The sequence below is a fragment of the Magnetococcales bacterium genome, assembly GCA_015228935.1.
Classification (GTDB): Bacteria; Pseudomonadota; Magnetococcia; order Magnetococcales; family DC0425bin3; genus HA3dbin3.
This window is the reverse complement of the sequence record JADGCO010000040.1, coordinates 1-16,021: the sequence shown is the minus strand read 5'-3', so window position 1 is coordinate 16,021 and position 16,021 is coordinate 1. Positions and strand designations below refer to the sequence as shown.

The following is a 16,021-nucleotide window of genomic DNA, read 5'->3' as shown; positions in this document are numbered from 1 at the left end:
TTCAGGAATGATCATGGCAACCTCTCATCCTTCATCCATCTGCACACACCCGCCAGGCAATTCCTTCGGTTGTCAACTCTGCGCAGAGTGCCTCGAAGGCGATCTCCACGTTCGAACCACGTCCGCGTGCCGACAGCAGAATGTGTGCATCCGGTCCCAGTCTGGGCAGGCTGGCGTAGCGCACCTGCGGAAAAAGTTTCGAAACGCGCTGCATGGGCAGCACAACCCGACTTTCGGCCACCCCCTCGATTCGCAAACACCGCAGGATCTCTGGCGGACGGTTGGACGGAAAATGGTGCTTCAGTACCCATTCGAGCATCGGCCATGCCAGTTCAGGAAATCCCGGCAGCGCGAAATGACCACGGAATTGAAAACCCGGGATCCGGTTGATTGGATTCGGCACCATTTTGCTGCCTTGGGGCCAATCAGCCATGAGTACCCGGATTGGCCAGGCATCCTCACCGAAGCGGGCTTCGATCTCCCGCACGGCATCGGGATGACGGATCAGTGGGACTCCGGCAGCCATGGCCAGACACTGCCGGGTCCGGTCGTCCGGCGTGCTGCCGATCCCACCGAAACAGAACACCGGTCTCTCCTCTGCGAGCGTCTGGGTGAAGTGTCGGACCAACTCCGTTGCGTCATCTCCGACGAAACGCGCCCAGGCCAGCTCCAGCCCGAGTTCTCTCAGCCGACCTGTCACATGCGGCAGATGAGCGTCTGCTCGCCGACCCGTATTGATGATGAAAACGCCGCATGTATAGAAACATCATCCAAAGAAAAGATTCATATTCAAAATGTTATCTCAGAAGTCGGGCAAGAGGTGCGTCTATAGTGTCATTCCGAACGCCGTGCCGAAAAGGAAAAGGGGATCGCCCAGCGTTTCATCGAAAAATTTGGGACCAAACTCAAAAAACTCGCCGAAGGACTTTCCCGTCCACGTGCAACCAAAAATATTGACAGGCTTTGGGAACGTATCGGACGACTAAAGGAAAAAGGTCGTGGTGTCGGCCAACATTATCATTAAAGATGGGCAAACGGGATCTGAAAAAAATGGGCCGGGATGGCCCGGACCAGGCACCCGAAGATGGTACGTATACCTGGACCGACCGGCATGGGGAAAAACATCAGGTGCCAGTCGGTATCGATCCGGGATGGGACTATGCGCCCGGAGCTTCAAGATTGGCATCCCGGATGCGAGAGACGGTCGCAAAGCAAGTGGCCGGAGTGCCTGCGGGATTGCGGAAAGCCATGCCGGATATCACGACCCCGCCACGGGATGTGGCATTCAGAAAATTCCTGGGCGATGAACGGGTCAATATTCTGGCCCAGGATGCCCAGCAGGCTGCCAAAAGGCGTGATGTTTCCACGGCCCCACTCTCCATTGTGGACCTGGCCTCCTTGCGCAACTACACCGGTCTTACCCAGGTCGAAGGGGGCGAGCGGAACCATCAACTCATGAACACTGCACTGCGGAGCGGCGACCGTGCAGAACTGAAACGTTTGGCCCCCATGATCCTCACCCTGGAAGCGGCCCTGGCCAATCTGCCGAATTATGAAGGGGATGTGGTGCGGGCCACGAATCTGCCGGAGAGTGTCGCCAAAGACATTGTGCCGGGAGGCGTCTACAGTGATGCCGGGTTCATGAGTACGGCCATTGGCGAGACGAAATTCAAGGGGAAATACATGTTTTTCATCAAATCCAAAACCGGGAAGTGGATCGAACCGTTTTCTTTCTACCCGGATCAGAGAGAGGTATTGTATCCTCCTGGTGTGGAGTTTGTGATCAGGGATGTCCGCAGACTGGACGATGGAACGGTAGAGGTGGATTTGAAGGAGAAATGAGATGAAATTCGGTCTTGCCCCCGGTCTGACGGAAGAGGATATGATTGATATCGAGCGACACCACCAGATGGCGGACAGGATTGTGGCCAACCGCAAAATCAATCCTCCCACTGAATACTTCAAGGGCGAGGAGATGCTGGGAGGAAAATTCTACCCCCCCGGCGAAAAAGTTCCTCCGAGTGTCTGGGAACAGATGAAGGCCTCCGGGGAGATCGGGTACTGATGTCCGGCATCTCTCTCCAGTTCGACATCGATGACGACACCTTGCGCCAGGTGCTGGAGGGACTTGCAACCCGGGCGGGAGATTTGACGCCCGCCATGAAAACCATCGGCGAAAACCTCGTGCGCGTCACGCAGGCCCGCTTCGACGCCCAGGAGCGACCAGACGGGGTCGATTGGGAAAAAAATCAACCGGAATACTGGGCAACCAAGAGGATCAAGAAAATCCTAACTGAAGATTCCGGCCTGCGGGATTCCATCGTGTATCGCGAGTCTCCCGACGGTGTGACGGTAGGGACTCATAAAATTTACGCCGCCATTCACCAGTTCGGCGGGACGATCCTGCCGGTCAAAGGTAAATATTTGCGCTTCAAGATCGGCGATCAGGCGGTCTACGCGAAACAGGTGACCATACCGGCCCGCCCCTTTCTCGGGATCACCCCTGACGGTCAAGAGGAAGTCGTGGCGACCATCAAGGATTTTCTTTTGGGTGACACCGCGTAGCTGGAAGCGGTCCCGGGATGCCATTGCCAAGCGTTGCGCAATGGGGTCCACGACGTTTTTCCGATGCGGGAGTACCTTGCTGAGGATCCGCATGCAACCTGCCTTGTGGCCCCTTTTTTCCCCCGTCAAGAAAAAGTTCACGCCGCAGTCGATTCTGTCCCATTCTCCTGAGGGGTTCCAAAATATGGGAGGACCAAATCCATGATATATTTCAAGGCGATGGTATCATGTGACAGCCCCTTTGGAAACGGCTGCGCAGCCTCCCGGTAGTAGGAGCGAATGATCCCGCCAAGGGCTTCTCGGGATCGGATTGGACCATCGCGGGCAGCCTTGAATTTGACATCGAGTACATTGTTGCCCATCTTGGCTCCTCTGTGCGGGCGTTCGGTGTTGTAATGGCGAAGCCAGGTGGTGCAGATGAAAGCAAGTTGGGATCGGCTGAAGCAGACGAAGAAGTCCAGACACTCCCATTTCAGAGTACCGATGAAAGATTCGGCAAACGCGTTGGCATGTGGCGCGCAATGGGGAATCTGGATGACCCGGGATCCTTCTGTCTTCCAGACCGTGTTGAATGGGCCGAAGAACTTGGCATCGGCGTCCCGGATCAGGAACCGTGGCTTGATCTCCTGGTCCTGGCACCACATGATGGCGTTTCGGGCCTGCTGAGTGACCCAGGCGCTGTCCGGGTTGTAGGTCGGCGCACTGAGGTGACCCGGCGGCTACCCAGGTGGATGAAGACCAGGACGTAGGCCGTGCGCTTGCCCAGCGGAGTGAAGATGTCCTTGGAAAAGAAGTCCGTAGCCACGATGCTTTCCATGTGTGCTTTGATGAAGGTGAGCCACGGGAGTGGTGGCTTCTTCTTTTCCTTCTTGGGTGTTGGATGGATTCCGGCCTCGGTGAGGATACGTTTGACCGTGTTGGCCCCGGCATAGAGACCGAGCTTCTTGATCTCGCCGACGATGCGGCGGTATCTCCATAGCAGATTCTCCTTGGCCATGCGGACCGCAGTATCCCGCAGTTCCTTGGTCAGGTGGGGGCGACCAATACGCTTGAATGGCTGGCCTTTGTTGGTTTGGCAGAGCCATCGACGGTAGGTGGAAGGCCGGACGATCTCCATCAGGTTGTCGATATCATGGCCGCAAACCGCCCCGAGCCGGAGGAGTTCCGATTTTTCCGCTGGCGATGGCTTGATCGTCTTGCCGGGAACCCTGGATCTCAGGATTCGGATCTGGGCCTTGAGCAATCGGATCCGAGCGTTGTGCCTGGGACTGAACAGATGGGCCACCAGGACCAAAAGGAGTGAAACGAACGGGTTCATTTGGGCTGAAACCAACGCGACGCTGTTTTTTGTAAATGGCTGACAGGCCAAAGAGTAAGCCAAATCCTGAATTTTGGCACCCCGCTCAGGAACTGCTCTCTGCTCGTAAACGGTCAGGGTAGCATCCACCCGATATGCGGTGCCCGTCAATGTCGGCTAACCAATGCACTTCTTGGTAAGTCTGTCCATCATCTCTGCCAGGTCCTGATCGCCAAGGCGGGGATAAGCCAAGTACCATTTGACGCAAACAATGGATGGTGTTCCTTGCGGTACAAATGGCCATTGTCGAAGAGCAGCCCCCTTTGCAGCGATTGTTTCGGTGCGGAAGTGTCGGTATAGTGTGGTGCCAGTCCTGATGATCTGGTTTGAATGTTCCCAACGCCAAGGATAATACCGTGCTTGCCAAACGCATCATTCCCTGTCTGGATGTCAAAGAGGGCCGTGTGGTCAAGGGGGTGCAGTTCGAGGGATTGGTCGATGCGGGGGATCCGGTGGCGGCGGCGCAACGTTATGATGCCGAAGGGGCCGATGAACTGACCTTCCTTGATATCACCGCCTCGCATGAAGGCCGGGATACGATTCTGGATGTGGTCCGCCGGACCGCCGAGCAGGTGTTCATTCCCCTGACCGTCGGCGGCGGCGTGCGTACCAACCAGGATATACGCAATCTCCTGAATGCCGGGGCCGACAAGGTGGGCATCAACACCGCTGCCGTGTTTCGCCCGGAATTTGTCGAAGAAGCCGCCAACCAGTTCGGCTCGCAATGTATCGTCGTCGCCATCGATGCCAAATGCGTTGAGCGCGACGCCCTGAATCAACCCGTGCGCTGGGAAATTTTTACCCACGGAGGCCGCAAACCCACCGGCCTGGATGCCGTTGCCTGGGCTCAACGCATGGAAAAATATGGGGCCGGAGAGATCCTCCTGACCTCCATGGATCGCGATGGCACCAAAATCGGTTACGACATTCCCTTGACCCGGGCCATCGTGGCGGCCACAACCATTCCGGTTATTGCCTCCGGTGGCGTCGGTGTCATGCAGCACCTGCTGGAAGGACTCCAGCAAGGCAAGGCCGATGCGGTCCTCGCCGCATCCATTTTTCATTTTCGACAACACACCATACCCGAGGTCAAGGCCTTCTTGCGCCAAAATGGTGTCGAAGTGCGCATCGATTCCCCCGCACCCGGTTGAGAGAGTCCCACCATGGAAACCCTGCCCGATCTGGAAACCCTGAAATTCAATGCCGATGGTCTGATCCCCGCCATCGCCCAGCAACATGATACCGGGGAAATTCTCATGATGGCCTGGATGAATCGCAACTCCCTGGCCGAAACCCTGCGCACGGGCATCGCCTGCTACTGGTCCCGCAGTCGGCAAAAATTCTGGAAAAAAGGGGAAACCTCAGGACATGTCCAAAAGGTGAAAAAAATTCGTACCGACTGCGACCGGGATACCCTCCTGCTCCTGGTGGACCAGGTCGGTGTGGCCTGCCATACCGGACGCCACAACTGCTTCTATCTGGAAGTCCAGGGCCATGAATGGATTGAAATCAGTACCCCTGTAATCAATCCCGAGGAGATTTACGGCAAATGAGTGTCTCTTCATCTGCGACCCAGACGATTTTGCACGATTTGTACAAGGTCCTGCTGGAGCGCAAACTGGCAGATCCCAAGCACTCCTACGTGGCCCAGTTGTACCACAAAGGCCGTGGTGAAATCCTGCGCAAGGTCGATGAAGAAGCCTTTGAAGTGGTCATGGCCGGCAAAGACAATAATCCCGCCGAAGTGATCCAGGAAGCAGCCGACCTGCTGTTTCACCTCTGGATCATGCTGGCAGACATGGATATTCCACCGGATGCGGTTTTTCAGGAACTGCAAAACCGTTTTGGTACCTCAGGTCTTACCCTGGCCGCCATACCACGCCGAACCAGCGAACGACGGGTCCATCAAAAACAGTTGGTTCTGAATCTGTTCAATGGCATCACCATTGCGGGTATCACGTCGGATGTCAGCATGGAAGGCATCATGCTGGAAACAGACTATGAACCAAAATGGCAGTTGCTCGGCGAACAAGGTTTTTTTGAAATTGAAGTGTCATCCGATGCCTCGGTGGTACCACCAACCAACACATCCGCAGTTCGCATCGAAGTCGGCGACGAAGGCCTCCAGACCCAGGCCAACCACAGTCCAACACCGCATGCCCAGGATTTTCGGTTCGAGTTCGAAGTGGTACGCATCACCAAATCAGGTATTGGTTTGCGCATCAGCGACAATATTGGACTCTTTACCTTTGCCCTGTCCAACGATGTGTTCAAGGATCTCTTCTGATGCCTTTGCCCGGTCCGGCAACCTGGTCCATACTGTCTCTTAACCTCCTTGCCCTGTCCAACAGCCTGTTCAAAAATCTCTTTTGATCGGAGGGTGTGTCATGTCCGAAGAGTGCGTTTTCTGCAAAATTGCTCAAGGGGAAATTCCGTCCCGCATGGTCTATGAAGATGAGCGCGTGGTTGCCTTCCATGACATCAATCCCCAGGCACCGGTGCATGTTCTCGTGATTCCACGCCAGCATGTCACCTCTCTGGACAGTATAACCCAGCATGATCGCGATATGGCTGGATATCTCCTGGAACGCACGGCCCATGTGGCCCGGGAGCTGCGCCTGGCCGATTCGGGCTATCGGGTCAGCATCAATACAGGTGTGCATGGCGGCCAGGAAGTGTTCCATATCCATCTTCACATCCTGGGTGGCCGCCCGATTGGCCCCCTCGCCGCCCGGCGCTGAACCTCCAACCCCTTCCGTCACCGACCTCCCGTACCAACCCGGGCCACGAACAGGAGAGGCAGGCAGGAAAAAACAACTTGACAAACTTGACAGGAAAGGGTAGAAGACAGAGCTTATTAAAAAGCCCCTGGAGAGGGGCTTTTGTGCTTTAAGAGAAAGGCCAAAACCCATGGATCTCCGCCAACGTATCACCCAGGACCTGAAAGAGGCCATGAAAGCACAGGATGCGGAACGTCTTTCCGCCATCCGTATGCTGCGCGCCGCCATCCTCAATCTGGATAAATCTGGACAAGAGGATACCGGTGAATCCGCCCTGTTCGGCGTCGTGCGCACGTTGATCAAACAACGCCGCGAATCGGTCACGGCCTTCCGCCAGGCTGGCCGGGAAGATCAAGCCAACAAGGAAGAACGCGAAGCCGCCATCCTGGAGTCCTACCTCCCCAAAGCCATCGGATCTGACGAACTGGAAAAACTTGTCAAAGACGTCATCGCAGAATGTGGTGCCAACAATCCCAAGGATATGGGGCGGGTCATGAAAATATTGAAAGATCGGGTGGCCGGACAGGCAGAAATGGGACAGGTCTCGGCCATGGTCAAAGCCGCACTGACCGCTACCTGAACCGGCAGGAGGCTGGCCCTGGATGCCACGTTATCCGGACAGCTTTCTGGATCGGCTCAAGGAGCGGATCGACCTGGCAAACCTGATCGGCCGCCATGTCCATCTGCAAAAAAAAGGCAACAGTTGGACAGGGTTGTGTCCCTTCCACAAAGAAAAGACCCCCTCCTTCAATGTGCGCAGTGATCACGGCTACTTCAAATGCTTTGGCTGTGATGCCAGGGGAGATGCCATTGATTTTCTCATGCAGCTCCAGGGATTGTCGTTTCAGGATGCCGTCGAAACCCTGGCCACGGAAGCCGGATTGGAACTTCCTGCATCCACCCAGATCCAAGGAGACCAAAAACAGCAAGATGCCGCCCAACGAGCGCGACTGCACCAACTCCAGGAACTATTGGCCGCCGTGAATCGCTACTTCCAAAGTCAACTGGCCGCCCCCGGGGGAGAAGCAGGCAGGCTCTATCTTGCCAAACGAGGTCTCCAGGCAGCAACCATCCGGCGTTTTGGCCTGGGATTTGCTCCACCCGGCTGGCGCCATCTCCTGAACCATTTTGGAGGCGGAACCGCCGCCGGAGAAAATCTGGAAAAAATCGGCCTGTGTACCATAAGCCGCCCGACTGACCATGAAGATGGAAAAGGTGGAAATCATAAAGTCAACCAATATGATCGGTTTCGCAATCGGATCACGTTTCCCATCCATGACCATCGCCGTCGCCTGGTCGGCTTCGGGGGACGGCTCCTGGAACCCGGGGAACCCAAATACATCAATACCCCCGAAACCGAACTCTACCAGAAAGGTCGCATTCTCTACGGCCTTGACCTGGCCCAGGAAGCCATCCAACGCCAAAAAAGGGTTGTGGTGGTCGAAGGATACATGGATTTGATCACCCTCGTCGAACATGGCTTCAACAATACGGTAGCCACCCTGGGTACCGCCCTGACCGCCGACCATCTGCGGCTGTTGTGGCGGCGTTGCCACCACCTGACCTTTTGCTTCGATGGCGATGTCGCCGGCCAGAAAGCCGCCTGGCGCGCCCTGGAACGGGTCATGGAAGGAATGGAAGCGGATCGGCATGTCGATTTTGTCTTCCTGCCCCAAGGCAAAGATCCCGACGAGGTGGTGCGCCGCGAAGGCAGCGAAGCCTTCCAGGGCCGCCTGCGCAAAGCCAAACCCCTGCTCGAATTTTTACAGGAACACCTCAGCCAGGAGCTGCAAATCGAAACCCCGGAAGGTACCGCCGCCCTGATCCATCGGGTCCGCGAACGCCTCCTCAAAGTGGGGGATCCCCTGCTGCGCGGCCTGTTTGCCGACAAGATTGGCCAAAAATTTGGCTTGACCGGTTCCCAGGTCCTCGGCCAAATCACCGCATCTTATCAGCGCGTTCCCCGGGAAGTCCGCCACCCGGCTGTTTTTCCCCGGACCGCCATGACCGGACGCAATTTTGAACAGGCCCTGGTGGCGATTCTCCTGCGTCACCCGCGCTTTTTGCGGGAACTGGAAGATGACCTGCACCACCTGGAACTGGAAAATCCGCACCTGAATGCCCTGCTCCATGCGTGCATCCACCTCAGTGACGAGTGGCATGACACCGGACCCCTGCCCCTGGAACAGCTTTCCAGCCAGGAGCTGCAAAACCTGGCCCAGACAGTCCTGAGTGCCGAAGAGACCACCCCCGACAATATTGAAAAAGAGCTGGAAGGGTGCCTCGATACCTGCCTGCGACGGCACATTGTGCGCGACATGCGCCGCATGGAAGAAAAAAATCGGGCCACCGGAACCTGGACCGATCAGGAACTTGTCCAGTTGAGCGGGTACAAAAAAGAGCTGCAACGTCTCGACCAGAAAAAACGTCTTTCCCTGACCATTCATTGATAGATCGCCCGTGATGACCATGCAGGAACGTCAACCCTTCAGTGTGGACAAGCCCTATGAGTGACGACATTACCCGGACCCACATGAAACGGCTCATCGAGCATGGCAAGGAGCGGGGTTTTCTCACGTTCGATGAAGTCAATGATGTCCTCCCGACCAACGTCACCTCTGCCGAACAGATCGAGGATGTCGTCGCCCTGCTCGATAACATGGGCATCAGCCTGGTCGATGAACCGGAAGACGCCCTGGAAGAAAAACCGGAAGACCTCGACAAAATCAGTGAAGACAAAATTCTCGAAGGGGAGGAGATGGAAATTGATGACATCGACGCCCCCGAAAAACGTTCCCCCCTGGAAGCAGGGATCGACGATATCGATCTGGGCAAGACCGATGATCCGGTACGCATGTACCTTCGGGAAATGGGCTCGGTGGAACTGCTTACCCGTGAAGGTGAAATTGTCATTGCCAAGCGGATCGAGGCCGGTTGCAACGAGGTGATCGCCGCCATCTGCGATGCCCCCTCCACTTTCCAGGAAGTCATCAGTCTGGCGGAAAAATTGCGGGACAACCAGATCTCCCTGCGGGATATCCTGGATATCGCCCCTCCCACCCTGGAAGAAAACAGCGGTGCCGACGAAGATGAGGAAGAGGAAGAAGAAAACAGTCACGAAGAACATGACGAACACGATGAAAACAAACCTCTGGATCTCGACAAAGAGCCTCCCATCCTGGATCCGATTCTCGACCAGCCCTTGGAATCGGATAAAGTCCAGGAAACGACAGCGGAAATAAAAATTCCCGAAGAAAATCCGGCCAGGGAAAAAATCAAGGAAGCCGCTCTCGAACCCGACGAACTCGATGTCCTGGCCGATCTCGTGGGGGATGATGTCGTGCCACCCGATCATCCAGCCGTCGATGATGGCGGACGTATGCGGGAGTTGATCCGCCAGACCCAGGAAACCTTCGATACCATCGCCCGGGAAAATGAAAATCTCAAACAAATCCTGGCCGAAATGGATCTGGCCCGCGATGAAGGTGATGGGAAAAAATTAAAACGCTTCCAAAAACAATATGATACTTGCAAGAAGCATATTGTTGAAGTGGTTTCGGATGTCAAATTTTCCCAAAAACAGCGCGACCGTCTTGTGCAAAAAATCAAAAATTTTGTGCATCGTGCCCGCTCCCTGGAAGGCAAGATTCTGGAAATCGTCGAAAAGACCGGCCTGCCCAAAGAGTCCCTGCTGCTCGCCTTTCCCGGCAACGAAAGCAACCTGGAATGGCTGGATCAACTCGCCAACAATCCCGACCAGGCTTGGCAACGCTTCATCCAACATGGCGACAAAATCCAGGAAGTACAAAAATCCCTGGGCCAATTGGAAATCGAGGCCGGACAAAGTATCGGCGACCTGAAAGCCACCTATCAAAAGGTTCTCAACGGCGAACGCAAGGCCGCCCAGGCCAAAAAAGAGATGGTCGAAGCCAACCTGCGCCTTGTCATCTCCATCGCCAAAAAATATACCAATCGTGGCCTGCAATTCCTGGATCTGATCCAGGAAGGCAACATTGGCCTGATGAAGGCCGTGGACAAATTCGAGTGGCGGCGCGGCTATAAATTTTCCACCTATGCCACCTGGTGGATTCGGCAGGCGATCACCCGTTCCATCGCCGATCAGGCCCGGACCATTCGCATCCCGGTTCACATGATCGAAACGATCAATAAGCTGGTCCGGACCAGCCGGCAGATGGTCCAGGAAATCGGTCGGGAACCCACCCCCGAAGAGATTGCCGAACAGATGGAAATGAGCCTTGAAAAGGTTCGCAAGGTACTCAAAATTGCCAAGGAACCCATCTCCCTGGAGACCCCTGTCGGTGACGAGGAGGATTCCCACCTCGGAGATTTCATCGAAGACAAATCGATGCTCTCCCCGTCAGACCTGGCCATCATGTCCAATCTGCGCGACACCACGGGCCGGGTCCTGAAAACCCTGACCGGTCGCGAAGAAAATGTCCTGCGCATGCGGTTCGGTATTGGTTTGCAAACCGACCACACCCTTGAAGAGGTCGGCAAACAATTTCACGTCACCCGCGAGCGCATCCGGCAGATCGAAGCCAAAGCCCTGCGCAAGCTGCGCCACCCCACCCGTTCCCGCAAACTCAGGAGTTTCCTTGAATCCTGACCCAAAATCCCCGATCATGTCTCCCCAGTCGGGCCTATAGCTCAGCGGTCAGAGCCGCCGGCTCATAACCGGTCGGTCCCAGGTTCGAATCCTGGTGGGCCCACCAATTTGATTTGGAATTCCGGAATTTCGCAGAGATCAGGAGGAGCCATGACCCATGCCATTGCCAAGGTGGTGTATCGTGGGGATATCCAGGAGATCCATCTTCCCCGGGCATTCTATCTGAATGCATCGGAAGTAATCGTTCGCACATCTGGCAACAGCTTGGTATTGACCCCTTGCAGGTCGTCTTGGGAGGGTTTTGTCGATGGTTTCTCGGCGGTAGCGGAGGACTTTCTCAAACACGATGAGGATAAGGCAGAGGATCTTCCCAGGAAGGCTTTTGGGTGATCCGTTATTTATTGGATACGAATGCATGTATCGGAATCATCAAGGGTGTGCCGACTTTGTTGCGACAGCGGTTGCTGGAGATAACCCCTGGTGAGGTAGCTATTTCGCAAATTGTTCGCTATGAACTAATGGTTGGTGTTTGTCGATCCAGTCGAGTGGAACAAAACCGCGCCAATCTGATGCATTTCTTGAGTTATATCCATGTGTTGGATTTCGGGGAAGATCAAGCCGCCATGGCTGCCAAGATCCGCTGTGGTTTGTTGGCAAAGGGGCAACCCATTGGTCCTCTGGACACCCTGATTGCCGCCCATGCGCTCTCTCTAAATTCCATCCTGATAACTCATAACGTGAGCGAGTTTCAACGGGTGGATGGGTTGCAGTTGGAGGATTGGGAAAGCCCATAAAGAGGGAAATAAGGTATGGGGGAGGAGTTTCATATTGTGTCTCCGGAATTCCCACGGGTAACGGATATACTATCCCCGGAATTCCTGTCCGAAAAGGAAATGTCGCAATGCAAGACCTGACCCCATTCTCCGTGGAGTGCGTTTTCGGGTGGCTTGCGCGGGGGCGGAAAAGTCCAATGTTTCCAATGGTTGCGCGGGACGGTTCGAAAACGCACTTGGTCGAAATCCGGACTTGCAGACGTCGAAATGGGCGGATATCATTCTCTCTTCGGCCCCATTCTCCAAAACCTGTGGACCCGCCCTGGGTGGGTCCGGAAATTTCGGACTCACTTAACAGCATGATATTGGGAGAATATTATTGACTCCTGATGCTGGACCGGTTCGATGTGAAAGTTGGTTGCGGAGAATGGGGGAGGATTCGAACCTGGGTCCGCAATGGCTCAGTGATGAAGTGATTTATTGCCATAAAGTAAATCGGTTTGGTGCCCCCGGACTTTATACCCCAAGATTCAGACTGTTTTTAATAGAAAGGAATAATCGAAATGATGGTTGCAGATAAAGAATATTATGTTTGTAAGGATAATTGCTGGAATATTGGGCAGCTAATAATGATCGACGAAGACGCTACAAATTCTTTCTTTAAGTTTTATGATGTGTTTGAATCTAAAGTTGACGGTGTTTATTTTAAGGAGTATTTGGAAAATTTTAATAAAGAGATCAGCGAATCAACAGATATTTCCAAAATAAAGAATTGTGCAGAACAAGCACTAAGCGTTATTAGAGAGCAAAGTATGTTTATAAGAGAGCTGATTTTTGAAAATGTTAGAACCCAAGAGTTTCAATATCAAGAATTGCCATCAAGAAAAAGTGGAATCTGGCTTTGCACAAAAGAAAGTTTGCCATTTTGGTTTGATGAACTTACTAGGCGCGGTTCTAGAAGAATATTTAAGGTGAATGTTACTGGCAAGGTTCATCATGGCTGTGAAAATTATTTGAAAAATGATGTTTTTTCGCACGAAAAATATCGTGAAAATGCAAGAGCATACTGGAGAGGCGAAAATATAAACTTTAAGAGAGAGGAAGTTCTTTTTGTTGGAAAAATGACCGTGCAGGGGATATTTAGCGATCCTTCTAAGGTAATATAGGGTAATCCTCCAGTTCTGCCGGGGTGACAGTAGTAGTTTGATATTTCTGGAAATCGTACATAAATCCGAAATCAGGAGACAGCATACCGATTAAATCTATAGCCATAAGATAGATCGGTATGCTGCCCCCGAATTTGTCAGATTTCGAGGCAAAAAAATATTAGTTATCTTGAGTACTGTTGGATTTTGGAGCGTTGCATGTCGTCGCCACCAATACCTGAATGGATATTTATTGATTATCTTGATCATTTTTCTAGCCAAACCAGAATCACCTCCAAAGAGAAGGCGATAAAGTTATCCTTCGATATATTATCATTAGCTGTAGATGATGATTATAATAGAGTGCTGATCTTTCCGGCACCTGCTATGGCAAAGTGCCAAGATACAGCCCAGTTGATTTATGATTATGAACTGATGTTTCGTATTGGCAAGATTAAATACATTCTGAGTCCAGAATATGGAGGTGACTTTGAGAGGTATATTAAATCTCGAATTTCAAAGTTACAAAATAATTTTTCTCAAAAAGAGCTTACTACTCATTTTGAATTCCAAGGCTACACGAGTGCATATTGGCAGAATGTTCATGCTAACCTAATACAACACACGCCATCCATACAACTTGTTAAAGAAAGGATAATGGATTGCGATCAAACGTACAGAGAAGAAGTTGGTAATGCATTTTCAAATAATAAATATGTTATTAATGGTTTAACAAATACATTCCAATCTACGCGACGTGCCGACAATGTTGTCAATATAATGAATTATATTACAAAAGATTCACATCTATTTCAGAGATTGTCTATTATAAAAAGGATTGATAGAGAGTTAAAGGTTTGCGGATATGCTAGGCAAATCATTCTTGATGAGCTTGATTATCGTTTTTCTGTTGCAAATGCTAAAGCTTCTGGTGCTGTATTGGTCAATGAGTACCCTGGATTGACCGGAACGGTTCTTCGCTATATTGGTAAGTATATTCATATTCAGCATGGTAGAACATTGTGTGAAATTCTTGAAGATATGACACCGCAGCAGATCATGATGTTGAGTCAGCAACGTGAATGGATGGAATGGATTTTTTATTTAAGAGAATTATTCAATGAATGCCTTATAGAATCTAACTTTATGTTGATGTCAGCGCGAAATTTTCTTATTTCTAAAACTAGGCTGCGGACGATTCGTGAGATTGGAAGATCAATAGAAATAGCAACCATGTTTTGCGCTGCTATATTTAATAAGCTGCTTGGCTATGTTCCAGACTCTTTATCGTTTGCTTTATCTAGTGTATTGACAAATTTACCATCATATTTCATAATGTTTCTTGCTAAAAAATATGCCTCTGATGTTTATTTGGCTCACCGAGCGGCACAGGCTGCTTTAGAAATCAAGCGACTGTGAAGGAAAACTCGGTGAATCCGGTGGCACCATACCGATTAAATTTATAGCCATAAAAAATTTGGCGTGCTGTCGGCATTGACTTCACCCTTCTGCGGGAAATAGAGGGACACCAGGAAATAGAGGGACACCATACGCATTTCCCTTACCAGGAAATAGAGGGACACCATACGCATTTCCCTTACCAGGAAATAGAGGGACACCATACGCATTTCCCTTGACCAGGAAATAGAGGGACACCATACGCATTTCCCTTGGGCTGCGATAGAAAACATTTTGAAATCCGGGAAATCGGGGGACACCATACCAATTAAATTTACACATGTCTGGGGAAATCGGGGGACAAAATCGGGGGACACCATACCAATTAAATTTACACATGTCTGGGGTCAGGTCTTGTACACATGTCTGGGGTCACATGTCTGGGGTCAGGTCTTGCATTACGACATTTAGTCTGAAGTTCCCCCAAAAGGTCTGGGGTCACAAAAGGTCTGTACACATGTCTGGGGTCAGGTCTTGCATTACGACATTTAGCTTGGAAGGTCTGCGGGAAATGGGGTCAGATCTTGCATTCAGGGAAATACACATGTCTGGGGTCAGGTCTTGCATTACGACATTTAGTCTGAAGTTCCCCCAAAAGGTCTGGGGTCACACAAAAGGTCTGGGGTCCAAAAGGTCTGGGGTCAAGGTCTGGGGTCAGGTCTTGCATTCCGACATTTAGCTTGGAAGGTCTGCGGGAAATAGAGGGACACCATACGCATTTCCCTTGGGCTGCGATAGAAAACATTTTGAAATCCGGGGACAGTATATCTATTTCCTTTCCGCCAGAAATTCGGGGTGCCCCTTCCGATTGATTCATCCGGCCAGATTCTGGACGCAATGGAAGCTAAACTTGACAAATTTCAGTGGACTGGAAGGTTGAAATCCTGGACAATCTGACTGTGGGAGCGTTGTTTCACCGTGGCCCAACGTTTCGTCATCAAGTTTCGGACGCAAGTGTTTACGAATAATCGGGTTACGTAGGAAATGGGTGCCAGTGCCGCCTTGAGTATGGTGGACCCCAAGAATGCGACAGTTGGTTAAGCTACAATTGCCTCTCCTAAGTTCAACAAAGGAGGCGGAAAATGAGTACAGCGAAACGACGTCAACATAATGCGGGTTTCAAAGCCAAGGTAGCTATGGACGCCCTGAAGGATGAGGAAATCGTAGCTCAGTTAGTCAGTCGGTATGGAATCTATCCAGCCATGATTCACACGTGGAAAAAGATGTTGCAGGAAGGGGCGGCAGAATTATTCGAGAAGGGAAAAAATCCATTCCATCCATTCACGTTGCTGACTCAACATCATGATCTGCTGCGG

The 16,021-nt window shown here is 52.2% G+C and carries 16 protein-coding genes, 1 tRNA gene and 1 pseudogene; 16 read left to right on the top strand and 2 right to left on the bottom strand.

The features are described 5' to 3' along the window. Window positions 1-31: 31 nt before the first annotated feature. Window positions 32-700 (bottom strand): competence/damage-inducible protein A, encoded by a 669-nt coding sequence (locus HQL65_10985; protein ID MBF0136755.1) that lies wholly within the window; start codon window positions 698-700, stop codon window positions 32-34. Window positions 701-1,050: 350 nt separating this feature from the next. Between HQL65_10985 and HQL65_10980 the strand changes: the two genes are divergently transcribed. From HQL65_10980 to HQL65_10970, 3 genes are read left to right on the top strand one after another with little or no spacing between them, the layout of a single operon-like run. Then, window positions 1,051-1,842, top strand: coding sequence for a hypothetical protein (locus tag HQL65_10980; protein ID MBF0136754.1), 792 nt, complete (start codon window positions 1,051-1,053; stop codon window positions 1,840-1,842). Window position 1,843: 1 nt separating this feature from the next. Next, entirely contained in the window at window positions 1,844-2,065 is a 222-nt protein-coding gene (locus HQL65_10975) for a hypothetical protein (protein ID MBF0136753.1), read from the top strand. Further along, window positions 2,065-2,565, top strand: a complete 501-nt coding sequence (locus HQL65_10970; protein ID MBF0136752.1) for a phage virion morphogenesis protein — start codon at window positions 2,065-2,067, stop codon at window positions 2,563-2,565. The genes HQL65_10975 and HQL65_10970 overlap by 1 nt, the downstream gene beginning before the upstream one ends. Window positions 2,566-2,702: 137 nt before the next feature. On the opposite strand, the pseudogene HQL65_10965 reads toward HQL65_10970, so the two are convergent. Then, window positions 2,703-3,883: pseudogene (locus HQL65_10965) on the bottom strand (transposase). Between the two features lie 395 nt (window positions 3,884-4,278). Between HQL65_10965 and hisF the strand changes: the two are divergent. The 13 genes from hisF to HQL65_10900 form a co-directional block, all read left to right on the top strand. Next, on the top strand, window positions 4,279-5,073 hold the full coding sequence (gene hisF, locus HQL65_10960) for an imidazole glycerol phosphate synthase subunit HisF (GenBank protein ID MBF0136751.1): 795 nt from the start codon (window positions 4,279-4,281) through the stop codon (window positions 5,071-5,073). A 12-nt stretch (window positions 5,074-5,085) separates the two neighbouring features. Beyond that, the gene (gene hisI / locus HQL65_10955; protein ID MBF0136750.1) at window positions 5,086-5,475 is read left to right on the top strand and encodes a phosphoribosyl-AMP cyclohydrolase; all 390 of its coding nucleotides are present in this window, start codon (window positions 5,086-5,088) and stop codon (window positions 5,473-5,475) included. Continuing rightward, window positions 5,472-6,209, top strand: coding sequence for a phosphoribosyl-ATP diphosphatase (locus HQL65_10950; protein ID MBF0136749.1), 738 nt, complete (start codon window positions 5,472-5,474; stop codon window positions 6,207-6,209). Before hisI ends, HQL65_10950 begins: the two co-directional genes overlap by 4 nt. 100 nt (window positions 6,210-6,309) lie before the next feature. Further along, a complete protein-coding gene (locus HQL65_10945; protein MBF0136748.1) occupies window positions 6,310-6,663 on the top strand; it encodes a histidine triad nucleotide-binding protein in 354 nt (117 codons plus the stop codon). Window positions 6,664-6,832: 169 nt separating this feature from the next. Further along, the gene (locus HQL65_10940; GenBank protein MBF0136747.1) at window positions 6,833-7,282 is read left to right on the top strand and encodes a GatB/YqeY domain-containing protein; all 450 of its coding nucleotides are present in this window, start codon (window positions 6,833-6,835) and stop codon (window positions 7,280-7,282) included. Window positions 7,283-7,304: 22 nt separating this feature from the next. Continuing rightward, the gene (locus HQL65_10935) at window positions 7,305-9,152 is read left to right on the top strand and encodes a DNA primase (GenBank protein ID MBF0136746.1); all 1,848 of its coding nucleotides are present in this window, start codon (window positions 7,305-7,307) and stop codon (window positions 9,150-9,152) included. A gap of 83 nt (window positions 9,153-9,235) precedes the next feature. Continuing rightward, entirely contained in the window at window positions 9,236-11,329 is a 2,094-nt protein-coding gene (gene rpoD, locus HQL65_10930) for an RNA polymerase sigma factor RpoD (protein MBF0136745.1), read from the top strand. A gap of 30 nt (window positions 11,330-11,359) precedes the next feature. Next, window positions 11,360-11,435, top strand: a tRNA-Ile gene (locus tag HQL65_10925). Between the two features lie 44 nt (window positions 11,436-11,479). Then, entirely contained in the window at window positions 11,480-11,719 is a 240-nt protein-coding gene (locus tag HQL65_10920) for a hypothetical protein (protein MBF0136744.1), read from the top strand. Further along, window positions 11,716-12,123 (top strand): type II toxin-antitoxin system VapC family toxin, encoded by a 408-nt coding sequence (locus tag HQL65_10915; protein ID MBF0136743.1) that lies wholly within the window; start codon window positions 11,716-11,718, stop codon window positions 12,121-12,123. Before HQL65_10920 ends, HQL65_10915 begins: the two co-directional genes overlap by 4 nt. 542 nt (window positions 12,124-12,665) lie before the next feature. Further along, window positions 12,666-13,268 carry a DUF2441 domain-containing protein gene (locus tag HQL65_10910; protein ID MBF0136742.1) on the top strand — a complete coding sequence of 201 codons (603 nt, stop codon included), beginning with the start codon at window positions 12,666-12,668 and terminating at the stop codon, window positions 13,266-13,268. A gap of 198 nt (window positions 13,269-13,466) precedes the next feature. Then, complete coding sequence (locus HQL65_10905) at window positions 13,467-14,666, top strand: hypothetical protein (GenBank protein MBF0136741.1); 1,200 nt, start codon at window positions 13,467-13,469, stop codon at window positions 14,664-14,666. Window positions 14,667-15,787: 1,121 nt separating this feature from the next. Further along, a partial coding sequence (locus HQL65_10900; GenBank protein MBF0136740.1) for a hypothetical protein occupies window positions 15,788-16,021 on the top strand: 234 nt, incomplete at its 3' end.